General features: G+C 41.8%; 21 protein-coding genes and 1 pseudogene. 4 read left to right on the top strand and 18 right to left on the bottom strand.

The annotated features are described in order from the left end of the window. Nucleotides 1-364 precede the first annotated feature (364 nt). From SC79_RS13450 to opuBA, 8 genes are all read right to left on the bottom strand, one after another. Nucleotides 365-535 carry a gallidermin/nisin family lantibiotic gene (locus SC79_RS13450; RefSeq protein ID WP_003220055.1) on the bottom strand — a complete coding sequence of 57 codons (171 nt, stop codon included), beginning with the start codon at nucleotides 533-535 and terminating at the stop codon, nucleotides 365-367. Nucleotides 536-607: 72 nt separating this feature from the next. Further along, nucleotides 608-1,936 carry a lanthionine synthetase C family protein gene (locus tag SC79_RS13445; protein WP_039075484.1) on the bottom strand — a complete coding sequence of 443 codons (1,329 nt, stop codon included), beginning with the start codon at nucleotides 1,934-1,936 and terminating at the stop codon, nucleotides 608-610. After that, nucleotides 1,909-3,249 carry an ABC transporter ATP-binding protein gene (locus SC79_RS13440; protein ID WP_231559197.1) on the bottom strand — a complete coding sequence of 447 codons (1,341 nt, stop codon included), beginning with the start codon at nucleotides 3,247-3,249 and terminating at the stop codon, nucleotides 1,909-1,911. The genes SC79_RS13445 and SC79_RS13440 overlap by 28 nt, the downstream gene beginning before the upstream one ends. A gap of 494 nt (nucleotides 3,250-3,743) precedes the next feature. Next, the gene (locus SC79_RS13435) at nucleotides 3,744-6,836 is read right to left on the bottom strand and encodes a lantibiotic dehydratase (protein ID WP_039075482.1); all 3,093 of its coding nucleotides are present in this window, start codon (nucleotides 6,834-6,836) and stop codon (nucleotides 3,744-3,746) included. A gap of 220 nt (nucleotides 6,837-7,056) precedes the next feature. Further along, a complete protein-coding gene (locus tag SC79_RS13430) occupies nucleotides 7,057-7,728 on the bottom strand; it encodes an ABC transporter permease (RefSeq protein WP_039075481.1) in 672 nt (223 codons plus the stop codon). 16 nt (nucleotides 7,729-7,744) lie between these two features. Continuing rightward, the gene (opuBC, locus tag SC79_RS13425; protein WP_039075480.1) at nucleotides 7,745-8,665 is read right to left on the bottom strand and encodes a choline ABC transporter substrate-binding lipoprotein OpuBC; all 921 of its coding nucleotides are present in this window, start codon (nucleotides 8,663-8,665) and stop codon (nucleotides 7,745-7,747) included. An 11-nt stretch (nucleotides 8,666-8,676) separates the two neighbouring features. After that, nucleotides 8,677-9,330 (bottom strand): choline ABC transporter permease OpuBB, encoded by a 654-nt coding sequence (gene opuBB, locus SC79_RS13420; protein WP_039075479.1) that lies wholly within the window; start codon nucleotides 9,328-9,330, stop codon nucleotides 8,677-8,679. Nucleotides 9,331-9,344: 14 nt separating this feature from the next. Further along, nucleotides 9,345-10,490 (bottom strand): choline ABC transporter ATP-binding protein OpuBA, encoded by a 1,146-nt coding sequence (opuBA, locus tag SC79_RS13415; protein WP_039075478.1) that lies wholly within the window; start codon nucleotides 10,488-10,490, stop codon nucleotides 9,345-9,347. 284 nt (nucleotides 10,491-10,774) lie between these two features. Between opuBA and SC79_RS13410 the strand changes: the two genes are divergently transcribed. The 3 genes from SC79_RS13410 to SC79_RS13400 all read left to right on the top strand — a co-directional run bounded on the left by SC79_RS13410 (nucleotide 10,775) and on the right by SC79_RS13400 (nucleotide 12,962). Continuing rightward, entirely contained in the window at nucleotides 10,775-11,323 is a 549-nt protein-coding gene (locus SC79_RS13410; protein WP_039075477.1) for a GbsR/MarR family transcriptional regulator, read from the top strand. A gap of 182 nt (nucleotides 11,324-11,505) precedes the next feature. After that, on the top strand, nucleotides 11,506-12,120 hold the full coding sequence (locus tag SC79_RS13405) for a PH domain-containing protein (RefSeq protein ID WP_039075476.1): 615 nt from the start codon (nucleotides 11,506-11,508) through the stop codon (nucleotides 12,118-12,120). Nucleotides 12,121-12,263: 143 nt separating this feature from the next. Next, on the top strand, nucleotides 12,264-12,962 hold the full coding sequence (locus SC79_RS13400; protein WP_039075475.1) for a zinc ribbon domain-containing protein: 699 nt from the start codon (nucleotides 12,264-12,266) through the stop codon (nucleotides 12,960-12,962). 37 nt (nucleotides 12,963-12,999) lie between these two features. Here the strand turns inward: SC79_RS13400 and SC79_RS13395 are convergent. Then, nucleotides 13,000-14,813, bottom strand: a pseudogene (locus SC79_RS13395) (zinc ribbon domain-containing protein). A gap of 126 nt (nucleotides 14,814-14,939) precedes the next feature. On the opposite strand from SC79_RS13395, the gene SC79_RS13390 reads away from it, so the two are divergent. After that, entirely contained in the window at nucleotides 14,940-15,407 is a 468-nt protein-coding gene (locus SC79_RS13390) for a GNAT family N-acetyltransferase (RefSeq protein ID WP_082022701.1), read from the top strand. A 45-nt stretch (nucleotides 15,408-15,452) separates the two neighbouring features. On the opposite strand, the gene SC79_RS13385 is transcribed toward SC79_RS13390, so the two are convergent. Genes SC79_RS13385 through SC79_RS13345 form a run of 9 tightly spaced genes read right to left on the bottom strand, consistent with a single transcriptional unit; the run spans nucleotide 15,453 to nucleotide 24,493 of the window. After that, nucleotides 15,453-16,685, bottom strand: coding sequence for an MFS transporter (locus SC79_RS13385; RefSeq protein ID WP_039075473.1), 1,233 nt, complete (start codon nucleotides 16,683-16,685; stop codon nucleotides 15,453-15,455). Further along, nucleotides 16,663-17,580, bottom strand: coding sequence for a TIM barrel protein (locus SC79_RS13380; RefSeq protein ID WP_039075472.1), 918 nt, complete (start codon nucleotides 17,578-17,580; stop codon nucleotides 16,663-16,665). Before SC79_RS13380 ends, SC79_RS13385 begins: the two co-directional genes overlap by 23 nt. Before the next feature lie 3 nt (nucleotides 17,581-17,583). Further along, nucleotides 17,584-18,261 (bottom strand): PIG-L deacetylase family protein, encoded by a 678-nt coding sequence (locus tag SC79_RS13375; protein ID WP_052245604.1) that lies wholly within the window; start codon nucleotides 18,259-18,261, stop codon nucleotides 17,584-17,586. After that, nucleotides 18,224-18,982, bottom strand: a complete 759-nt coding sequence (locus SC79_RS13370) for a WbqC family protein (protein WP_039075470.1) — start codon at nucleotides 18,980-18,982, stop codon at nucleotides 18,224-18,226. The genes SC79_RS13375 and SC79_RS13370 overlap by 38 nt, the downstream gene beginning before the upstream one ends. Next, entirely contained in the window at nucleotides 18,955-19,836 is an 882-nt protein-coding gene (locus tag SC79_RS13365) for a GNAT family N-acetyltransferase (protein WP_039075469.1), read from the bottom strand. The genes SC79_RS13370 and SC79_RS13365 overlap by 28 nt, the downstream gene beginning before the upstream one ends. Nucleotides 19,837-19,852: 16 nt before the next feature. Then, entirely contained in the window at nucleotides 19,853-21,088 is a 1,236-nt protein-coding gene (locus SC79_RS13360) for a DegT/DnrJ/EryC1/StrS family aminotransferase (protein ID WP_039075468.1), read from the bottom strand. Beyond that, nucleotides 21,054-21,983, bottom strand: a complete 930-nt coding sequence (locus SC79_RS13355; RefSeq protein ID WP_039075467.1) for an NAD-dependent epimerase/dehydratase family protein — start codon at nucleotides 21,981-21,983, stop codon at nucleotides 21,054-21,056. Before SC79_RS13355 ends, SC79_RS13360 begins: the two co-directional genes overlap by 35 nt. After that, nucleotides 21,980-23,110 (bottom strand): DegT/DnrJ/EryC1/StrS family aminotransferase, encoded by a 1,131-nt coding sequence (locus SC79_RS13350; protein ID WP_039075466.1) that lies wholly within the window; start codon nucleotides 23,108-23,110, stop codon nucleotides 21,980-21,982. The genes SC79_RS13355 and SC79_RS13350 overlap by 4 nt, the downstream gene beginning before the upstream one ends. A 48-nt stretch (nucleotides 23,111-23,158) precedes the next feature. Next, nucleotides 23,159-24,493, bottom strand: coding sequence for a nucleotide sugar dehydrogenase (locus tag SC79_RS13345; RefSeq protein ID WP_039075465.1), 1,335 nt, complete (start codon nucleotides 24,491-24,493; stop codon nucleotides 23,159-23,161). Nucleotides 24,494-24,572 lie beyond the last annotated feature (79 nt).

The following is a 24,572-nucleotide window of genomic DNA, read 5'->3' as shown; positions in this document are numbered from 1 at the left end:
GATGCAGACCATTCTAGAATACTTTTATCAAAATTTAATCAAAAAACATTCCCAAGTGGAAACTTTAGGCATTTGGGGGCCAGCTCCACGATCACATGCCAAATAAAAAAAGTGTGATCAGATCACACTCCTCACTCTAGACGGACTATTCATCTCCAAATTAAAATGATTGTCTTACAAATATTCGATTCATTCATCTCTTGTCAATGGTCCCTTTATCTCCCATGAAGCTGAATATAAAAAACGGGTGTGAGATATAACTCTTTCACACCCGTTGCTTTTCACATGTCTCAACTCTAAAAAGATAAGTATGTATGACGCTTAGAAGTGCAAGGAGTCGAGGCAAAGTGATTAGCGGTTTTACTTATTTAGAGATTTTGCAGTTACAAGTAAGTGTTTGTAGGAAGCAAGTTTGCAATGCACCCGTTACACATCCTGGTGTGCAAAGTGATTCACTTTTCCATTGAGGAGTGATTTTAGAGTCTTGTTTAGAGACTTTTACAACATCCAAATCGAAATCATCGAACTTTGACATATTGGTCACCTCCTTTCAATACCTATATAGTAACGGAAAAATATCAAGATTTTATCATTTTTTCCTTTTTTATTAAATTAATAATGCTTTTGTCCAATCTGTTTTTGATCCTAATTCCATATTTAACATCCCTAACCCTACACCTACAGCGCCATCCAACAGACCAACGTACTGCAAAGGCACCACTTCGTCCCCTTCCATTGATTCATAGTTATGGAAACCAAAGATATAATCCTTGTCATAGAAGCTCATAATCTTTTGTTTGATCTCTTGAAGCTCTTCCTTAAAATACTCTTGTCCGGTGAGTTGATTGACGGCCAGCATAATCTGACCGATACCGCTATAACCATGGCATACGGTGGGTGAATAAATTCCCTTTATATCAGATATTGTGTATCTTAAATTTTGCACTCCGATATTTAAAAGTTCAGGATTTTGAAGTGCTTTTCCAGCTTTAACAATCGCCAGACATACACCAGGTCTCCCATAACACCAAGCATCTCTGCTAAAATTGACTGCGTTAGGCGGAGATCCGTTTTGATACTCCTCAAAGCTAATAATTCCCTTCCAAAACAAGCGGTCTTGCTCTTCTTTTTCGGAAAATCGCAGTAGGAAGTCCACCATTTTTTCAATCGCGCGTTCTTGCCCCTTTACTTCAATTCCCTGCATGAGTGCTGAAGACAGAACACAAATAGGACCAGGTATTCCATGTGCTAATCCCATATTAAAATTGCCGTTAGGATAAGCTTTTTTTTCAATATCAGTAAACTGATGTTGAGAAGGAATATGCCACCCAGGAACTGTTTCTCCATCTACGGTAATGTCTTCGGTTAACCTAACCAGATAGGTTAACATATCAATTAACAAGTCTCCCATAGCCTTATCTTCTTGAAATAGCAGCAGATAGCTTGCAATGCCGCTAACTCCTTCTATCACATCATAGTCACTCATATACACTTGCCGCTGCTCAAAATCAGCAAGCAATTGAGGTACGGTTTCAGCCAAATAGTCGTTAATACTAGAAATCAAACCATTATAATAGGTGAAACGTTGCGATAAACAGACTGCTGCCAGCCCAATGCCAGCTGCTCCAGAAAACATTGAAGGAGTATGCAGCCCATTTTCTTTTATTTCATTTACTAAAATCGACAAATATTGATGTCCTAGGTCGTCCCATCCTTCCTCAGGAAAATGGGCGTGCAATTCGGCATACAGCATGCAAATGCCAGGTATCCCATGACTCAAAGCAGTTGACTTCCAAGGGATCAGCGGAACTTCACCGATGCTGCGAAAATTATCTTTTTGATTCACTATTTCAAGCACTTTATCGTAATTAGAAATTTGACGAGCCATTTCTTTCACAATTTCAACTTCTATCCTTGATACAGTGCCTCTTTCCATTTGGTGCCTTCCCCCTCTAATGGATTCATATAGTTCTCGGATTCATCCATTTTTTTATATAACGGACAAGTTTTTAATAGCTCTTCATGTGATCCTATTCCTACAATTTCTCCTTCATCCATTACAATGATTCGATCTGCAAGTTTGGCAGCAACTAATCGATGGGAAATAAAGATTCCTATTTTATCTTTTGACAAGCTGAAAAAAGTATCGAAGGTTTCTTTTTCTGCAATTGGATCCAGCGCAGAACTGGGCTCATCCAAAATATACAAGGAAGCCTCCCTAAAGTAAGCTCTTGCCAAAGCAATCTTTTGCCATTGTCCACCGGATAACTGTCTTCCTTCATCAAACCATAGTCCGAGCTGTGTATCGAATTGATAGGAAGAATGGCTTTTTAAGAAATCGGCCTTTACAACATCGAGAACTTCATGCATTTTGTTTGTTTGATGTAGTTTATCAATTTGTCCGAATCCTATATTTTCTTTTAATGTCATTTCGTATTTCATAAAGTCTTGAAATAGCGCTGCAATTTGGTTCATATAACTTTCCATATCCAGTTCTTTAATATTTGTTCCATTAATCAAAATGTCGCCCTGCTGAACTTCATATAGGCCGGTAAGGAGCTTAATGAATGTACTTTTCCCTGATCCGTTTGGCCCGACAATGGCTACACGTTCTCCTTTATGCAAGGAAACGTTAATATGTTTCAGTGTCTGTTCTCCTTGGTTGGGATAGATAAAGCTGACATTTTGAAAAACAACAGAATGAATAGGCTCAACAATTGGCTTCTTGTGACCTTGACTTTTCTCTTCTTTTAATTCCAGAAATTCATACAATTGATTCATATAGAGATTGCTGTTATAGATCGAATAAATGCTTGTCATGATAGATTGTGAGTGATTTTGCACCAGCGAAACCGATCTGATATAGCTCATTACATTACCGACCATTATTTTTCCCGCAAAAGCAGACATGATGGCAATAAAAATAATGACAGCTCCAACTAATTGCACTGCAATCTCATATATAAGGTTCAAATACGTTTTCTTTCTTAATATCTTTGTATCTTGTTCTATAAATGATTTTTTGATATCCCAGTACTTGTTTAATAAATAATCCTTAAGGTTATACAATTTTAATTCTTTAAAAGAAAAGTCATGTGTGAGTATATAGCTGATATACCAAGACTTTCTTTCCTTTCCTGCCCTTTTCCAGTGTATGAAAAATTCTTCCTGACCAATTTTCAAGAAATAGAAAAGAGAAATGACCGGAATAACCAACAACAGGAGTGAGACTTTAGGATTCCATGACATCAAAAACGCAATTGATGAGAGCAGCGTCACAAAGGATGTGATCATTGTAATGATGGCTTGAATAATCTGATAGGGCTTATAACTGATCTCTTTCGTTACCCTCTCCAACTTGTCATATATTTCCGGGTTTTCAAAGTCCTTGAGAGCTAAATTACTGCTCTTTTTCATGACTTTATAGTTGAGCTTATAACCAATATTTAATTGAAATTTGCCATTATAAAATTCAGAAACCTGCGAAATGAGCTCCGAAAAAAAAGATACCCCTAGATATGTCAAGAAAATGGTGATAACAATTGAAACATCTTTCCGGATCGTCACAAGGGAATTAATCAGTTCTTGTGAAATATATAGTGAAACAATTGGCAGAATACCGGTAATAATGCTGAATACTATCAACTTTAAAAACAGTGATCTTTCTAAGGTGAAAATCAACTTGAACGTCTTAGGCATTTGTTTCATGATAAACAGCAGCTCTTTTAGCTTCAGTTGTTCCTTTACTTCCATACTAAACTACCATTCATCTTCTGATATCGTTGCGCATATAAAGAATGTCTGCATAGGGTAAGAATTTTATTTTCTAGTTCTCTGTCAGTTCCAAATAAACGATTGCAATGCAGATGGATGACACTTCCTATGCGTGAATAAATCTCATCTTTGTTATCAAATGCCTGTTTGATTAAACTTGCATAATGAGCTGCGGCCATTTTTCTTGCTTTCAACGTTTCATATAGTATTCTGCCATCATTTGTTTTCTTGAGATGATCCCAATCTCGATCAGAATTGCACATCTCAATATACAGTTCTCGATCCTTTTTAAATTCAGTACGATACTCATTCTGCAAGGAATTTCTCTCTAAAAAAGTTAACTGTTCTTCAAACGTTAGCTCGAACTGTTCTAAAAACTGTATAACCGAAACCATGCCTGCAATTTCCTTGCTTATCGCTATATCTTTCATCCGGTGCATTCTAATTATCGTTTCAACAACTTTGCTGTCTTCACAGAAAAGCTGTTCTGCAGCCTCCATAAGGCTTAGCCCGCCATATCGTTCTATCTCCCGCTCGTATTGAGTGATAACAAACTCTGAAACCAGCCCTTTTTCTCTTAAGCTTTTCAGCCAATTCAATAGTTGAGGAAACATGCTGTACAGCACTTCGGCTTTTCCATTCAATCTAAATCTTAAATGGGGCTTTGGATCCCGATACCTCATAAAGAAATGTCTGACTGGATATTGATCAGAAATCTGGTTATAAAAATCCGCTATTTCAAAAGCAATTAACTCTTCTTCCCTTGTTTGTTTACAATAAAGCTTAATAAACAGCCAATCTTCAAATGGCATTTTTACTCTGTCGGAACCACTTTCCTCTATTGCGTTAAGCATCGGTACATTCAATGGTTTTTCTGGCTGTTTTCTGAGCAGCGGAACGACGATTTCTCCAGAATAGACATGTTGGTCTCTATCCATCAATGCATCTTCATCATGCTCAGCAGCCATAAGTTGTAATGGCTGGTTATGGTCCATTTTTTTCAGTTCCCAGAAAAAAACCTCCAAAGTACGTTCATCCTCTATATCAATCAATAATCGATTGTCTGCGTTAACGATATAAAATGTTTGCGGCAGTTCATAAGTACGATGAAATTCAAAAAAAGCAGATTTCATCTCTTCTAGTGATGAATTCGAGTGCATGCTTACATCACTTTTGTATATCAGCCATTGTTCGCATGATAAGGTTATCTCTTTATATTTGATTTCAGGGATATACTTGAAATCACTATAGATGCCAACCCAAGGGAAGTCACTCCATTTTCTTTTTCCGTCCCTTGAAATTTCTAATAAGAATCGTATAGCGTTTGTCATTAACAACGGATTAAACATATGATTTGATTCAAAAGACAGAATTTCGCCAGTTGTTTTATGTCTAGCATAAAAGATATCGTTCTTATTGATTCCAATTAGAATATCTTCTGCTTTGACGGAATCATTAAGATGCAGAGCGCTATTCGTAAAAAGAGACATTTCTTTTTCTCGGTAGCTTACATTTCTAGTTACATTTCCAGACCTGACCTGATTAGGTACAATACTCAACTCACAAACTTTCGAATGTTTCTCTGTTAACTCTTTCTCCTTGTTATGTAAGGCCTCTATGACTCCACTGATTGAATCAGACATATAGGAAAACCTGCCAAATGTTTTCCCTGCGCGGGTTGACCCCACGTTAGGGCCTAAATAAAGCATGACTTTCCCATTTCGTAATTTAACAAAGAAATTGAGCTCAAGTGATAAAGGGATCTCTTCATCAGAAATGGTAGCGTTGCATATGCTATGGAATGTTTCGTCATTTAATTGAATAGGAGCTTTCTTTCTAACTGATTCAAAATACTTTCTCAGGAAAAATTGTTTCATTTCAGGTGAAAATTGATCCGGAAATGATGTTTCTTCAAAGAATTCATTAGCAGGATTCGTATAGGTAGCAGGCGCACCGATGCCAGTGTTTGAACAAAGCATTTCTAAAAGCGGAACTTCTCTTTCATATCCATAGCGCTCCAAAAAAACATGTTTGTACTTTTCTAAGTGGTCTACATTCTTCGCGGAGGGAGAAGCCATATAAGTAAACATGCTGGCCAATTCACTTATGGCAAGAGATGTTTCATGATCTAGTTGAATAGAGGAGTCTGCTAATCCAGCGTCTACTTGCAGAGGAGATGATGTCTTTATGAGTTTATCCATTGTTTCAATCAGATTTACATACTGATGCTCCCCCTCTCCGATCGCGATTCGATTATATGTATCTATCTGATATTGAATGTTCTTACAAGCCTGAATGAGATCATTCGGAATATGGCTGTTTTCCGCTTGAACAATTACATACTGAAATTGATCTGAAACAGTCATCGGCGGACGTAAATTTGATATCAAGAACTCTTTGTCAATAAGGTCTGTTACATACTGATTAATTTTATTGATTGGGGTATTTGGATAGTTATCTACCAAACAACGGATCATATCTTGATAAGCAGCAGATTCACCACAAAGTTCTTTTACCAAATGGAAAACCGAAGTCGCCCGAACACTAACTTCTTCAGATTTTCCATCTGTACTGTACAACAAGTAAGCCCGGTCACCTTTCATATAGCAAGCGGAATTTAATGTGAAAGAAAGCCGATCCGTGTATTCGTTTTCCAATTTTCTAATGAGTTGATAGAGCCACTTAAAATCAACCCGAGCCTTTTTGTAAAATGAGTGTTGGTCAAAAGACAATTGATTTCTATTGGCGAAAGACCCTATTCCCACCGAAGAAAAAAGGCCAAAAGGTGTGGTTCTCGTTGCTCTTCTTGTTGCATACTTCAAAATAGCCTGCTGAAAGTTGCGCTTCTTTTTCCCTTTTAATTTATTCGGCGATTGCAGGAAAGTATGTATTGTTTCGTAAAGCGTCCTGCTGGATACCAGTATTTGTTCACGAAACAATGAATCGTTGCAAAGGTCATATAATAACTGATCGATATCGTGAGAATTCTCATTTTTTAAGTCTTGATGTACTAAAGGAATCCGAATCATATAATGATCTATAGGTGTATATAAGGATTTCATATTAGTCTATAGCCCCCCATATTTATCCACTTTATATAATAACAACAATTCTACATCCCTCTGCAGAGTCCTCCATTTTATTCTATTTAAACCAAAATTATTACAATACTCTACTTATACTTTACATTCTAAAAATCAAAAAAATATCAAGATTCACCCAATAAATACCATAAAAAAAGGACTCTTTTCCCTCTCAGAAAAGAATCCTTTTTGCTTAAGTCTACACATTTATTACCTTGCTTCTGTTTTTTGGTTTCACTGGATTCAACACCCTTTCAATCCAAGCCATAATTAAATCTGCTCCTATAGCCATCACCGCAGTCGGTATCGCGCCGGCGAGAATAATCGCAGTTCCGTTTGTGGCGTTTGAGCCGCGGACGATCATGTCCCCAAGGCCGCCGGCGCCGACAAATGTGCCGATTGCCGTAAGCCCAATGGCAATGACGAGAGCCGTGCGCAAGCCTGCCATAATAACGGAAAGCGCGAGCGGAAGCTCAACCATCCGGAGCACCTGGAATTTCGTCATGCCCATTGCTTTTCCCGATTCTAAGTAGGCGTGTTCAATGCTGATAATGCCAGTGTAGGTGTTTCGAATAATCGGCAGAAGGGAATAGAGAAATAATGAAACAATCACGGTGTTTGCGCCGAGACCCATGACAAGCATCAAGACGGCCAGCATGGCAAGCGCCGGGATGGTCTGAATAACGTTTGTGACGGCAAACACCCAGGCTGACAAGCGGCGATAATGCGCAATAAGGATTCCGACCGGAACCCCGACAACAGCGGCAAACACAACGCCGTAAGCCGACATGAGAAAGTGGCGGCTGAATTCTTCCATGACGTAGCTTCCGTTTTGCGTATAATACGTCATTAACTGTTCAAGCACGTCCATTGCCTTCGTCCCCCTTTCACGATTCGAAGTAGTGATGCGTTTCTAAATATTCCTTGGCAACGACAGACGGTTCTTTTAGATTGCCATCGACTTCGTAGTTGAGCTCTTGCATTGTGGCTGTGTCGATTTTCCCGATCATTTTTTGGATCACGCCTTCCAGCTCAGGGTGTTCTTTTAGAACATGTTGCGGAACAACCGGAGAGCAGTCGTACGGCGGGAAAAATTGTTTATCATCCTTTAGCATTTTGAGGCCATAGGACTTGATTCTTCCGTCTGTGGAATACGCGAGCACAATATCCATTTTTCCGTTTTTCACCGCGTCGTACACAAGGCCGATCTGCATTGGATACGTGCCGCCGAATGCCATGCCGTACGTTTTTGTAAAGTCTTTATAGCCGTTTCCCTTGAGCTTCATCCAATAGTTATCAACGCCCAGCTTTAATTGCGGCGCCCATTTTTTCACGTCTGATACGTTTTCTAAATGATATTGATTCGCCAGCTCCTTGCTGACCGTAAAGGCATATGTATTATCAAACCCGTATGAGTCATACCATTTTAAATCATACCTTTTTTTAAACTCCCGCTGTATCAGCGCCAGCGCTTTATCCGGATCTTTTTCAGGTTCCATTCTCAGCGTGCCTGTCAGCGCGTCGCCTGTATATCTTGTCGCCGCGATATCAATTTCCCCGTTCATTAAGGCCTGCTGCTGCACCGCGTTGGACCCGAGATTTTTAATGGTTGTTGTTTTCAGGTCGGTATGGTGTTCGATCAGCTGCCCGAGCATGCTGGCGATGATTTCTGATTCGCTCATGCTTTGCGCGCCGATTTTAACCGTCTGGTCTGAAGCGGCAATTAGCCCTGGAAGCGAACAGCCGCTCAACGTCAGCATTGTTGCGAGCGTTAAACCGATTATCCATTTGAGAGATTTTCTATTCATGAGCCGCCTCCTTATGAAACTTCCTTCAATCTCTGCATGCCGGCAGGTGTCAGTTTTCGTTCAGCCACCGCCAGCACGTAATCAATCACGATCGCCAATATCGTGACGGGCACAGCGCCCCCGATGATATATTCCGGCTGATATAAATTCAATCCGATAAAAATATAATCACCCAATCCGCCGCCTCCGATAAAGGAAGCAAGCGTTGCCCAGCCGATTAAGTAAATCGAAGATGTTCTGATTCCCGCCATGATGACAGGCGCGGCAAGCGGCAGTTCCACCAAGCGGACTTGTTCAGCTGGCGTCATTCCGATGCCTTTGCCAGACTCGAGCAGATTTTTGTTGACGCCGCGTATGCCGGTATACGTGTTGCGCAGAATCGGCAGTACGGAATAGAAAAACAATGCCACAATGGCTGGAACCTTCCCCACACCCAAGAGCGGAATAAAGAAAGCGAGAATCGCCAGACTCGGCAGTGTCTGAATGATATTGACGATACCGATAATCGCGCCGGCTCCCTTCTTCATTCTAGTCAGCACAACCCCGAGGGGTACGGCAACGATTACGCCTAAGATGACAGCAATGAGCGATATTGTGATATGTTCATATGTTTTATAAAGGAGTTCGCCCCCGTTGGTTTGCAAAAATTGAATAATATGATGCATGACTTGTCGCCTCCTTATGACAATACCGCGAGCTGCTTTTCTTCTCCCCAGAGGGAGTCATACACAATGTCGACCAGACTCGCTCTCGTCACAATTCCGATTAAGCGCCGGTTTTCATCCACAACAGGGACATATTTGACACCCCGTTTTAAAATTTTGCGGACCGTGTCACGCAGCAATGTGCCGCCCAATACGGTGTAAAGGTCTTCATGTAAAATCTCTCCTACGAGATTGGCTTTTTTCCGGCATTGATCAATGATCTCAACATCCACATAGCCTTGCAGAACGTGCTCGTCATCGACGACAAGCAATGAATCGACACGCTCCTGCCTCATCAGCTGAATCGCTTCAGAAAGCGTTTTATCCGCGGTGATCGTTACAGGCTGTGTGTTCATAATCTGGTCGACCCGTTCCACATCCGGACTGGCTGACTGAATCAGCCGCTCCTTGCCGATAAATTCCTCAACAAATTCGTCTGCCGGATTTCTCAAAATGTCATCGGGCGTTCCAACTTGAACGATTTCCCCCGCTTTTAAAATCACAATCCGGTCTGCCAGCTTAATCGCTTCATCCATATCGTGGGTAACAAATACGATGGTTTTATGTAAGGTTTTTTGCAGTTTTTTAAATTCTTCCTGAAGGGAATCCCTCGTAATCGGGTCAAGCGCCCCGAACGGTTCATCCATTAAGATAAGCGGCGGCTCCGCGGCAAGTGCCCGTAATACACCAATTCGCTGCTGCTGTCCTCCGCTTAATTCATGAGGGTAACGGTCCAAATATTCTGGCCCCATATCGACCAATTTCAAAAGCTCACGCGCACGCTCTTTCCGCTTGTGCTCCGGCCATTTCAGCAGTTTAGGGACAAGTGAAATGTTTTGCTGAATGGTCATATGCGGAAACAAGCCGATCTGCTGAATGACATAGCCGATCTTACGCCTTAACTCTACGGGGTCCTGTTCCATAATGTTTTCGCCATCAATAAAAATCTTGCCGGCGGAAGGCTCAATTAATCGGTTTATCATTTTCATCGTTGTCGTTTTTCCGCAGCCGCTCGGGCCGATAAAACAGATAAATTCGCCTTTTGCAATCTTAAGATTCACGTTGTTCACGGCTTTTTTGCCGCCCTTATATGTTTTCGAGACATTTTCTAATGTCAGCAAACATCGCACCTCCAAAATTAAGTTTATTCAATTTGTTCAGTTTAAATTTAATTTTTCAGATAATTGAATGCTTCCCATTATAGAATAAAGTTTATAAAATAAAAAGTTTATAATTTGTTCATATTATTTATAAAGTATGTGTAAACGATGATTTACCCGCATTGACGTGTGTTGATCTCCTTATTGCTCCAATTTCCTGCTGAATTCTCTTGTTACAGCTTTTCCGCCATGTCAAAAATGTGGTATATTGACATCGGAATTGTTAACTGAAAGGATTGAAACCGTTGGAGAAAGATCCGTTAACGATCATTGAACAAGCCGAGGACCATTTAATAGAAAGAATCGCGGAAAACATGCATGCATTTGGAATAACCTCTACCGTCGGGCGTGTGCTGGGCATTATTTATATGAATCGAAAACCGATGACGCTGACCGAATTGTCTGAAGCGACCGGCATGAGCAAAACACGCATGAGCCAAGTTGTCCGGGAAATGCTAGATGCCAACATTGCCGAGAAAGTGTTTGAAAAGGGCGTGCGAAAAGATTTATATGAGGTTGAGCAGGATTACTATCAAACATTTATCACGCTGTTTACAGCCACTTGGAGCAAAATCGTCAGCAAGAACAAAATGATGCATAAAAAACTCAATCGGGAGCTGCTTAGCATGTTGGAAGAAGAGCTTACTCCTGAAGCGGAAGAGAAAGTGAATGAGCTGCTGAATGAATTACGAGAATGGCTCCATTACTACGACTGGCTGAGCAGACTGATCGAATTCTTTGAGAGTGAGGAAGTTTTCCAATACGTTCCAAAACGAAAGAAAGCCGCTCCCTGAAGTAAGAGAGGGGCTTTTTGAAATATGCCCTTCACCCCCGGTGCCGCTCATTCCGTTTTCCTTTCTAAACGTGTGAACTGTCAAAATTACCAAAAAGGACTACATCCCAAAAAGGTTCCCAATCTTTTTAAAGGCTTCCATGCTACAATAAGGTGATCATGTTAATAGGAAGGTAGGATACGATGTTCAAAAAAATTGCAGCAGATGCCCTTGGCTTATCTGATATCGGAAAAATTATCGAACCTCAGGATTATGACAAAACAGATGCTGATGACTATGTCATGCATGAAGACAATGAAAAAATATACTTCTTGATTAAAACGAAAGCAGACGAATACTGCTTTACGAATCTGGCTCTGATCCATGTGGACGGCGAACGCGCCACTTCCTCAAAACGAACGTTAAAACGCTATCCTTACTCTCAATACAAAATGTCTGATGTTTTTCTGGAAACCGCGGGAAAAGTCGATCTCGATGTGGAAATCAAATTCAAGCTGGGCACTGAACACTTTGACATCGATGTGCACAAAGACCAAATTGAAAAGTTAAAAGATCTATATAAAGCACTGCTTCGCATTGCCGAAACAACCTATGAAAATGATATTTTAATCAATCAGGCGGAACAAAGCTTGGATAAAGCCGTGACGATTCTTCATCATACCCGCCCCGAGCACGTCAATCTTGAAACGCAATATAAAGAGCTGACCGAATTCGGATTCACTTGGCTGACATCCGTTCGCTCTCAATATCATATTAAGGATTTTGGAGATGTATTTGAGAAATACATTAATAACTAGCATAAAACAGACACGGCTTTTATGAGATCCGTGTCTTTTTCATGTGACATTTTTGTTTGAATACTGGTTACTTTACTACATTTTTCTTTTATAATAAAAATAGTAGTCTATTTTCCCTATATTACAGGTAAAGGAGTTATTTTATGTATTGTCCTCAATGCGGCCATCAAACAGATGGCGGAAAGTTTTGTGAGAAGTGCGGATCACCGCTCCCTGGTCAGTCAGGCCAGCAGCAGGCCGCGCAAACCGGAGCCGCTGCAAAGCAAGCGGCGAAACAGTTCGGTTCATTTGTTGTGGCCGTCCTGAAACGCCCTTATCAGGAATGTAAAACAACGGGCGGCGAACAGCTGATCAGCGCGATCATCACGTTGGTTCTTTTCAGTTTGCTGACCCCTTTGATGTTTTATATCCTTTTTTCAGACGGTCCCGGCAGCGTAAGCTTTACAGCCATCTTTTTAGAGCCAACCATTTATTTTGCCCTGTTTCTTTTCTTTTTGCATGCATTGATCTTTTTCGCCTTAAAAATCGCGGGAAACCACGTATCATTCAAAGATTCATTTTCCAGATTTGGCGCGTTTCTTATTCCGTTTACGGCTATTTTGGTTCTTGCCCTTTTATTGTTTTTACTGCATACAAACATTTGCTTCACTATTTTAACCGTTGGTTTAATCGGTGCATTCTTTGCCATTCCTCCTGTGATGCTGATCAGTTATCAGCATTCATATAAAGGAAAGGTTGATGTCATTTACTCAACGATTGTCATTTATTTGATCACCTGCGTTACATTCCAGCTTATGATCGAACACTATATGAAAGAGATTTTCCGCTACATATTCTTTTAAAAAACAACCCCATCACCTGCTGGTGATGGGGTCGTTTTTATTGAATCGACGTTAAGTAAATTCTTCCGTTCTTCACTACGCCGGTATAGATCCAGTTATAGGTTTTCAGTTTTGGACTGCCGCCTGATTTTGTGATATAGAATTCTTCATACGTCTTAATTGTAATAGCCGATCCATTTTGACTCCAGCTTTTCACTTCATAGTTATTAAAGTCTTCCGTTGTCCCCTCTTTATTTAATTTCGTTACAAGATGCTGTTGGTCAGAATAAAGAGAACTGCCTTTTTCAAGGCTGTCTTCCATCAGTGAGAAATGATTTTGATTCACGGCATCTGCCTGACTTTGCAAATAACTGCCCATAAATAATGTCACTTGTTCATCTGTCACATTACCGCTTGCAGAGCTTTCACTGTCTTTGTTTTTCGAGCCTTCCCAGGCGGACGTGTACGTCTCCGGCTTATCATTTTTGATTTTCTTTATATTTGTTCCAGCCGAATCGAATGTTGATTCCGCATCTTCAAAAATCCACTTTTTCTGTTTTTTATCATAGGAAAGGAGGTATTTGTAACTCGGACTGTCATCAGTCATTTCGGAATTTGTATAGTCGTTATACGAAGAAGACTGGTGCAGTTCTTTTCCTTTTACTGATACCTGCCACATCCCGTCGTTTTTCTGAGAGAGAGCGAATGTATCCAGATCAAAATCAGTTTCTACATATTTATCTTTTAAGTAAGAATTCGTATATTTCATAGAATCGACGGTATCCTTCGCCTGTGCCTTCCATTTGGCGCTCGCCTCTGTCATCTGGGCTGTATTCCCATCTGATAGCGCTTTGGAATACTGTTTCGTTGTTTTGACAATCGTTTTCATAATCGTTTCCTGTGTGCCTTGATCAGGAATTAACGTTAGCTCCATTTCTTTATGGTCGATTGGCACGCCCGCTGTTTTGTTTTTCCCCACGGAAACTCCGCTTCGACCGCAGCCGTCATGGATCCGTCTGTCAGAAGAGGGCCATATGTGACGGCTTTGAACGGGTCCTTATGAATCGACTTGCCGTTAATCAGCAAATCACCCTTCCCGCTCTTGATCTCATCCGCTAAGCTGAATGTCACATCGTCTGCTTCCAATGAGAGATCAACACGAAAGCTGTTATCGCCAACAGCCTGAATGTCTTCCTTTTTCACGAGATCAACGACATCGTTTTTCAGTTTGGCTGAGACGGTATATTCGCCGGGAATGTATGGCCCGAGGGTTTGTGCTTGATCGGCTTTCTTTACCTGTCCGGCATCCTCTTTATTCACATATAGATCGGTATTTTTATAATTGCTGGTCACTTCAAAATAAACAGGTGCTATCTTTAAATCATAATGGTCAAATACGAGCAAGCTTTTCCCGTCTTTCTCCGCGTATACGATATCCTTTTGAGCTGTGTCCGCACGCAGCGATACAAAAAGCTCATCTTTTTTGTCAGGATGGTCCTTCAAATACGCAAGAAACGGTTTTACATTCTTTTTAGTCAGTTTAAGCTTGTCATTTACCGGCGTAAGAAGAGAAGCGATTTGGTCTTGATCTTCATCCTTTACAGCCTGTTCAAACTTGTCGACTAATCTATCCTTTGAAGTAAAGTACGCTCCGGTTTTATAGGCGGCGAATAATATAACGCACGCAGCGGCAATGCTGCTCCATAAGATGATGGTTTTCTTAGGGATTGGCTTTCGCGGCGCCTGCCTCGTTTCAGCAGCGCCTGCTGTTTCTTTATGTGCCTGTCTGCTGCTCCCTCCGATCGGGGTGCCGCATTCTTTACAAAACTTGGCCCCTTCTTTATTTCTCTGACCGCATTCCTTACAAAACATGTGACGTTCCTCCTATTTTTAATCCGCTATTTTGTACATATTTCCTATGTTACATATTTTATAATAGAATGGTATCGAATTGGAGGAAATCATGAAAATATCTCGATAAACATATGAAAAGGTGGAATGAACGTGCAAAAGCTAAGGATTCAAATAAGAGAAAAAACAAATGATGAATTATACGACCTATTGCTTCTTGCCGATCCGTCGAAGGACATTGTAGATGAATATCTTGAGAGAGGAGAATGTTACACAGCTTGGGCCGGTGATGAAATTGCCGGTGTTTATGTATTGCTCAAAACGAGGCCGCAAACAGTTGAAATTGTAAATATAGCCGTAAAAGAATCTCATCAGAAGAAGGGCTTTGGCAAACAGCTTGTACAAGACGCCATCGAAAAGGCAAAGGAGCTGGGTGCGGACACGATTGAAATCGGCACGGGAAATTCCAGCATTCATCAGCTTTCTCTCTACCAAAAATGCGGATTCCGCCTTCAGGCGATCGACCATGATTTCTTTGTCAGACATTATGATGAGGACATTTTTGAAAATGGAATTCAATGCCGCGATATGGTGAGGCTTTATTTAGATCTTTAATAAAAGAGCTGCCGTATGATCATCGGCAGCTCTTTCACATAGAATTTAAAAAAACTGATTCGCTTTTTTTCCGGCATCCCTCTGCATTCCCTGCCTCACTGACAGGATGAAAAAAGTCAGTGCGAGGGTCAGACCGACAGACAGAAAAATATAATCAGCGTCCATGAACACAAGAAGCACTGTGTAAACAGCTGCTGATAGAGGTTCTCCCATCTTTACGATAGAAAAAATGAGCGCGAATATCCTTCCGAAGTATTCAGTCGGAACCGTCTTTTGAAAATACAAAACTGTTTGCACATCAATATATGAAATGATAATGCCCAGCGCCAAAAAAATGGCACATTCCAGCCCGTTAAGCGAAAAAAACAAAACCATCATGAGCAGCCCTACCGCTGTTAACGTTCTGGGATATAGCCGTTCCAACCGCTTCGTATTCCACTTAAAAAATACGGCAAGATTGCCTAAGAGCATGCCTCCCTGAAACATTGAATACATGATGGCGAACCATACGGAATAGTTTTCATGAAAACGTTCAACTGCAAGAATCGGCCCCATGACCGAAATAAACCCGGCAATGACAAGGTTGACGATAAAAAAATAACCGACAGAAGTCATCCAAGATGAGTTGCCTTTCAGCATTTTATATCCTGTCTTAAGGGCTTCTGCCCCTTTGCTTTTTAGGCCGGCAGATTCTGAAATGTGAATAAGAGTAATCAATACTGCGGATACAAAAAATGCCGCTCCATTTATGAAAAACAGCAGCCCGAACGGAATTGCCGCAATCAAAATGCCGCTAATCAGCTTACCGACGATCAGACCAATAAGTTCGCTAGTATTTATTAAAGAAGTCGCTTGATCGAGATGTTTTTGAGGAACAAGCAGCGGAATAAGCGCCACTTTCGCCGGGGAAAAGAGCATCGATTGCAGCGATAAACAAAATGCACATACACCAATGATCCATACAGTTAACAAACCATTCGCGCTAAGGACTGCCAAAAGAATCATAATGACGGCCCTTCCGGTATTACACAAATACAATATGGATTTTTTTCGTACAGAATCAATGAAGGGACCTGTAAACATTCCGAAGGTCAGGGGAACGAGCTCGATAAAAGAAATCACCCCGACCAATATTTTACTTCCGGTCAAATCGAGCACAAGGAGCGGAAGCGCAATGAGCCAGACGCCATCCGCTGCGGAAGAAAATACTTGTGCAGACCATAGCTTTGCATAATTTGGTGTTCGATATGACGAATCATGTCCGTTTTTGATCTTCATCAGAAGCACCGCCGAACCATTCTAATGTTCTCCACGATTCTTTTCTTTGTGTATAGTCCTCTTCCATCACTTCAAATACGATACCCGTGCCATCCCCGCGGTGTATGTCCTTTAACATCTCCGCCGCTTGTCTGAGCAATCGTTCATCAATCGTTCCTTCAGTGGGATGACGCCCTTCAAAACAGCGGACATCACCATGCGGGAAGGCTAGCTGGCGAAACGAACTGAAATGATAATGTTTAATGCTGTCCTTTAAGCTAAGAAACTGAAAAAAATCAGGGTATCTCAGCTTTTCATCCCTGAACATAAGTGATGATGACAGATGTGTCTGATAAGTAATGGCCCAATGACAAAGATCCCATGTAATGCCGATATGTTTTAAACCGAGCTGAGTCAGTTCCTCAAAATCCTCAGGATAAATAAATATCGGGTCAAAGTCTTCGCCCAGATTTCCGATAATCGGCAGATTTTCGACTCCAATCCAAATATCTGTCCCTTTCAGCTCATCATCAAACGCCGCAAAAAATTCAATGATTTTTCTGCGGTTTCCTTCTAAATCATAGCCTTGAAATTCTTCAACGGACATAAATTGGTTGGCATGAACAGTGATGCCCTTAGCGCCGTACAGATCCGCAAGCTCAGCAAAATGCAGCAGACGGTTCTTTATATGCGCTTCGTGAACATAATCCGCATTGTCGGTTGGAAAATGAAGGGTCAATAATGACGGCTCAAGCTGTTTTGTGTAATCAAGTGTCCGCTTAAAGGTTTTCACATAATCTGTTGCTTCAAACGATTTTCCGTCAAAAATATTGGCTTCAAGACCGTATCCTGCTTCAACCCACTTTTTATCAATTTGCTTCGGATCTAACCCGAAAAACGGTATTTGCGCAATCATCCGTCACCACGTCCCTCTCACAAGCATAAATGCTTCTGCTGCAGAAAAACCGGATTTAGCTCCCCATACGTATGCGTTATTTTCTATCGCTTGCAAGGACCGCGGATGCGGGAAATCCCTCAACTCCGAACCATAGCACGCCATAGCCTTCAACTTCAGCTCAAGCTCTTCTTCTATATTAATGAAGAAATTCGCATGGAATTGATCCTTCTTCAAGTAGTTCCACTCAGTCGAGGATAAGGTTTCGTATGCGAGAACCTGTTTTACGGAATGGCCTGGGAGCGGGCGGGTTGCCGTCATCACCGCTCTGAACACGACGGCGTGGTCAATATTAATGTCACCCCCGTATTGTGTATATACAATATCCGGCTGAAACCGTTCAATTTGTTTTTCTGCTTCTTTTACCACATCCAGCAAATCCATTGAATCAAGCCTGTTATCAGGCAGATTTAACCTGACAAAATCGCTTATGCCAAGCGTGCTAAGCGCTTGCTCTGTTTCACTATAGGAATGCTGCATGGCCGAATCACCAGGTCTTTCATAGTCTTCTTTTCTAGACGATTTTCCCTCAGCCATAATGACAGCCGACACACTGTCTCCTTGACGGACATGTTTCGCCAATGCTCCGCCGACGCCGATAATTTCATCGTCCGGATGCGCCGCAAATACCATTACTTTCATCATATTGTCCCCCTTTGACTAACGCCTCGGACATATCCGCCCCGCAATTCATAAGCAGATCAAGCATAGAGAGATGAGGAATGTGCTCTCCGAATAATTGCGGATAATGTATTGTCCTGATTTGCTGGTATTCGATCGTAATTCCGTTTCTATTAAAATCGCTTTCTATTAAATAGTCTGATCCTTGGCTGCCTGAATAATAGTGATCAGCCCCGAGTTCTTTACAAAGCGCGAGCACAAAATCACTCTTTTTTTCCTTCCGGCATTCGAGCTCCGAAACATAGCAAATCGGCGTCGATATACGAAGTTCCCGCAGAAAAAAATCAATGATAAACATATTTAAATCGTGAAGGTACTCCCATTCCCGCTGATAAACATCTTTAAAAAACATTTGATATTCCTCGAAATAGGGTGCCTTTGCATAATTCATTTTAATCGCCATCCAATGTTTCTTACGCCAGTCTTGTTCTTGATCGATTTTCATATCACGAAGCTCGATATCCTTATAATTTTTCATCTGCAGAGGCACAGTCAGCCACATCGGGCCTTGAGAAGTTTTGATCCTGTTCCGATTGAGAAATCCCTTTTTCTCAAACTGGGCTGTATCGTGAATCGCAAATACATCTGATTGATGGATTTTTTCAAAAAAACCATACCATGGGAGGTAACTGGATTGATGGCCGCTTACGACTTTTACTCCGCTTCTGTGAAATGTCGACATCGTTTCTCTTCAGCTCCCCAATATCGTTTCGGTCTGGCAATTTCTTTACTGTGAGAATATCCAAAATCAACCCATTGAAGCTTCTTGCCGATGGCGAATGATAAAGCGTTCCGCATTAACAAATAAGAGGCCTGTGTTTCTTTACCGGCGGGGCTGTTTACATTCTGCCAATAATAGAAATGGGAATGGTCATATAGAAAAATACTGCTGCTGATCATTTCACTCTCAACAAATGCCCCTACCCAAAAGACTTGCCTTCCAAGGCTTTCTAGCAGCTTTTGAAAAAAGTCCTGACTGAGCATATAGGCTGCACCGATAGCTGCTGTATGCGCCTTATACAATTCGTAAAATTCATGAATTGATTCCTGTCCGATTAGGCGGACGGACACATTTTTCTTCTCCGCATATCTAACGGCAGTCCGAGCTTTTCCCGAACAGTTTGTCCATAGCTCTTCGAATGTATCGGGAAGCGGCAAAATGTGTGTTGCTTTCTCCGCCCATTGTTCCCCCGTTTCTTCGATAAAAGAAGTTTGGCCGTGCGGAAGCAGGAGCCGCGATAATTTTTGCCCAAATAATGCTTTGATTTTGCCTTGCAGCCATTTGAATGAAACCGGACGGTCTGAAATGACGCCTCCGTATCCGATCATATTGCCGCTGAGCAAGCCATCCTGCTCAAACACTGGAACATAGATCACTTGTCCGCCGTCCGATGTCAGCTTAATGGGGTGAAACGAGGTATTAGGGAGCTCTTCCATGAGCTTCCCCCAATCATAGCTTTGAAACAATCCAGTCTGAAATATGCCAGCGGCCCGATCCCATGCTTGACGAGTTACAATATTTGCTGTTTTTTGCACGATATATCACCAACATTCATTTCTTATTCTTTTGCTCTGCATACGCTAAAACAGTTTCAGCAATATCCTTCACCTGCTCTGTACCAAGAGGCGGTTTGAACGGCAGTGAAAGAACTCGTTTCCAAAGAGAATGCTCATCCCCTTGCCGTGAATAAGGCTGATACAGCGGAATAAGGTGAAGGGGAAGATAGTTCCAGCAGGTTTGAATCCCTTTTGACGCTAAATAAACGGAGCAGTCGTACCTTTCACCTTCATGAGGAAAGACGATTGTCAAATAGTTCAGGCTTTCTCCTTGCTGGGGCTGAATCATCTTGATCCCGTATAACGCTTCTGCCCGTGCCAAAATGGACCTTGCCGTCTCCAAATTTTCAGATGAGTCTTTCACCAGCCGCTCCATCTTTGTCAACTGTTGCTCGATGATAGCTTGTCTCACCGGATGCATTCGCAATAAAGGGACAGTAGCAGGTGTTTTCGGAAGGACTTCAAGCTTGCTCGTTTTCATAGAAGTCTGAACACCCGTTTTTCTGAACAAGAAAGATAGAGTCCTTGACCTCATCAAAGCCTGTATTCGCTGCTGTCTCATATAAGCATAATAATCAGCATTGACTTGCTTTCGCTGTTCCATCGGCAGCCTGCCGTTTTTGTCCAGAACATCTTTCCGAGCGATTAACGCTCCGCCCCCGATACTGCCGAGGGGCTTTGACGGTCCAAAGCTCAAGATGCCGAAATCCCCCAAACCGCCTGCAAAAGTTCCTGCTTGTCTTGTAAACATAGCTTGAGCGGCATCGTCAATGATACGAATACGCTTCTCTTTCACCCACTCAATAAGTTCCATGTTTTCCTTCCGGCCGTAGACGTGTGTCAAAATGACAGCGCATGTTCTATCGGTCACTTTGTTTTTCACATCTTCAAAAGATAGGGATAAATCATCATCCAGATTGGCAAAAACCGGCGAGGCTCCGGATTGAAGCACAGCATCAATGACATTCGGACAGCTGAATGATGAAAAAATCACTTCTTTTCCAAGCCCAGCTCCGGAAAATGTCAGCGCAAGCACTAACGCCGCACTGCCGCTCGTAGTCAATTCGATTCCCTTTCCATAGCGTTTTTCCAATTTTTCTGCCAAAGTTGTTCTTTTAGCTGAAATGAAATGCGGGAAAAAGCTTTTGCCTGAAAGCTGCCCCGCATAAATGGGAAACTTGATCTGTTTCGGATTTTCAGGATAATGGAAGTTTTTGTTTTTGTCTTTCAATTTTAATCATCCTCAGGCCTTCCTCAAGGTGAACTTTAGGAGCGTATCCAAGCAGGCGCTTTGCCTTCTCGATCGAGGGAGCACGTTTGAAAATTTCAATGTCTTTCCCTCTGACGCCATCCTCACCCAGCTTTTTAAAGGTGTAATTATCTTTCTTCCTGCCTGTCATGACATTGATTTTCTCTGCCAATCCTTTTATGCTGATTGGCAAATCGTTTCCTATGTTGAAATCTTCAAAAGCACTGCCTTTGTGCAGAAGTGCCAGATATGTTCCGTTCACGATATCGCTAATATAGCTGAAGCATCTGATTTGGCCGCCGTCTCCATATAGAGGAAGCTCCGCGCCAGATTCAGCCAAACTGAAGAACTTGTTAATGACAAAGTCCTCCCGCTGCTTCGGGCCGTATACATTAAAGTACCGGACAACCCTGACATGCAACGAGTCTGATGCCTGTTCCCTCACATATTCCTCTGACTTCAATTTTGCTTTTCCATAAGCGGATTTAGGGAGCTTCTTGCTTGACTCCATATACGGATAATCGGGCGAATCCCCGAATACCTCTGAGCTGGAGGAAAAAAGAAGAGTCTTGATTCCTAGCTCCTTGCATATCTCCGTTACGTTTTTCGTTCCCTCAAAATTCACCTTGATTACGTCCTCTTCATTGCTGCGGCAGCTGTCAACTCCGACCATTGCCGCTAAATGAACGACAGCATCTGCACCTTTTAATGATTCCCGAAGCGATTGACGGTCTAAAATATTCGTTTGCCGGAATTCCGCCTGAAAATCCGGCTTTTTTTGATCAGCGATGATCGTATGATATCCCTTATTTTGTAATAGAGCCGCTAATTCACTTCCTATAAAGCCCGCTCCGCCTAAGATAGCAATGTGTTTCATAGTCCGACCTCCTGACTTAAAGATAAAACTTCTTTAATGGATTGAACGATATATTGACAATCTTCTTTCGATAATTGGCTATAAAGAGGCAGTGATACAATTTCAGGAAAGATGCGTTCAGTTACCGGCAGCTTTGCGGGAAAATGCTCTTTATAGTAGGGATGCATATGCACAGGGATGAAATGGACACTCAAGCCAATATGTTTCGCTTTCATATGTTCAATAAACTGGTCCCGGTCCATTTCCCCGCGTTTTTTCACCCGGAGAATAAACAAATGCCAAGCGTGAGTGATATGACTTGGGATGTCTGCTAAAGGAAGTTCTGCTCTTTCTGATTGATTTGTAAGCTCAGACGCATAATAGTTTGCGATTCTCGTCCGTTTTTCTTGGATCTCAGCAGCTCGTTTCAATTGAATGAGTCCAAGCGCAGCCTGGATGTCTGTCATGTTGTACTTAAAGCCGGGAAGTAACACATCATATCGCCAGCTGCCTTTTTCACCGTAACGGTTCCAAGCATTTTTTGTAATGCCGTGCCACCCATACAGTCTTGCTCTCTCGGCCGCTTCCTCATCCTTAAGAATAAGGGCTCCTCCTTCCCCCGTCGTTATATTTTTGGTGGCATAAAAGCTGAAGCATACGGCATCTCCATGTGTGCCGATCATCTTCCCTTTATACCGGGTCCCAAGCGCGTGTGCGGCATCTTCAATCAAATACAGTCCATTTTCCTTGCAAATGCTGCTAAGTTCATCCAAATTTGCCGGATAACCTGCAAAATGAACCGCAATGACCGCCTTTGTGCGTGGAGAAAGTTTTTGTCTGACATCTTCAGGATCTATACATAAATCATCCTCGCAAATGTCGGCAAAAACCGGGGTTGCTCCGACATGCAGAATGACGTTTACACTTGAACAAAACGTGAAGCTTGGAACAATGACTTCATCGCCTTCTCCTACACCGAGTGCAAGCAATGCCATATGCAAGGCAGCTGTTCCTGAATTACAGCTGATTACGTGCTCCGCGCCTAAATAGTCGCCCAGCTTTTTTTCAAATTCAATCACCTTCGGGCCTTTTGAAATCCATCCTGACTTGATCGTTTCTGCTACAGTTTCCAGCTCTTCATTTGTGATATCAGGTCTGTGAAAAGAGATAAATTGTTTACTAATGATCGTTCCCTCCTATAGTGTGACAAGGTTTACATAGTCAGTCATTTTTTCTCTGCAAATATTTCTGGTATCAAAAATAATAGGATCTGCATCCCTCAATATACTGTAATTGATATCATCATGATCAGTATGGATAATGACGACATCATATTGATTGACCTGCTCCTTCGTAAAAGGGACGGAGTGCTTGATGCTGCCGTCTTCCAAGCGGATTTCGCTGATAAAAGGATCATAGTAATCTATCGTGCATCCCTTTTTCATCAGATCACCTATAATGGCAAATGCAGAAGACTCACGAGAATCATTGGTATTTTTTTTATAAGCGGCACCTATTAGTAAAATACTGCATTGTTCTTTATCAACCAGCTTCATGGCATAATCGGACACTGAAAATGGCATTTCGGAATTGATCTCATCCGCTAAATCAATCAGCTTTGTCTGCAATCCTTTTTGATTGGCTATCCATTTAAAATAAAAAGGATCAATCGGTATACAATGGCCGCCTACGCCAGGGCCGGGGCTGAACTTTTGAAACCCGAACGGCTTCGTGTCTGCCGCATTGATCACTTCCCATATATCTATATCAAGTTCTCGGCAATTGAGTGCCATTTCATTGATGAGAGCTATATTTACATAACGGTAGGTATTCTCTAGGAGTTTAGCTGTTTCAGCTACTTCTGGTGAGGTTACTGGATGAATGCTTGTAACGATGGTGTTGTAAAACGCTGAGGCAAGTTTTGTGCAATTCCGGGTCATTCCGCCGACTACTTTAGGGATATCGGCAACTTCATATTGGCTGTTTCCAGGATCAATTCGTTCAGGAGAATAAGCTATAAAAAAGTCGGAGCCTATGTTCACCTGCCGCCCTGATGCCATTCTATCAGCGATTTTTTGTTTGGTTGTCCCGGGATAGGTTGTACTTTCTAAAATTAAAAGCTGATTTGGCCTTCCATAAGCCAGCATGGTGTCAACTGCACTGTCTATGTAGCTAAGATCGGGAATTTTGTCTTTTTTGTTCAAAGGTGTCGGGACACATATCACAATAATGTCGCATTGTTCAATAAGAGACATATTATCGCTCACCTGAAAACGCTCTGTGTGCAGCGCCTCTTTTAATTGGTTATCGTCTATATCCCGAATATGGCTGTGCCCATCTTTCAACAAAGAAACTTTTTCGCTGTTCCTATCGAAGCCGATGACGCTGTATCCTTTATTGACACATTCCAATGCGAGAGGAAACCCCACATATCCCATCCCCAACACACCTACAACAGCCTGTTTTGCTTCAATCAATTCTAAAAACCGCTTATGACCGAGGTTTCGAGCTTCTTTTGTGACAGGATTCATTTTTGGCCCCCCTATAAGATAGAAAAGGATATATCTTTACAAAATTAAACAATTATCGATCGATACTGCCATTATAACA

This window comes from Bacillus sp. MSP13 (assembly GCF_000815295.1).
Classification (GTDB): Bacteria; Bacillota; Bacilli; order Bacillales; family Bacillaceae; genus Bacillus; species Bacillus vallismortis.
The sequence above is the reverse complement of the archived record's forward strand: the minus strand, read 5'-3'. Positions and strand labels throughout refer to the sequence as shown.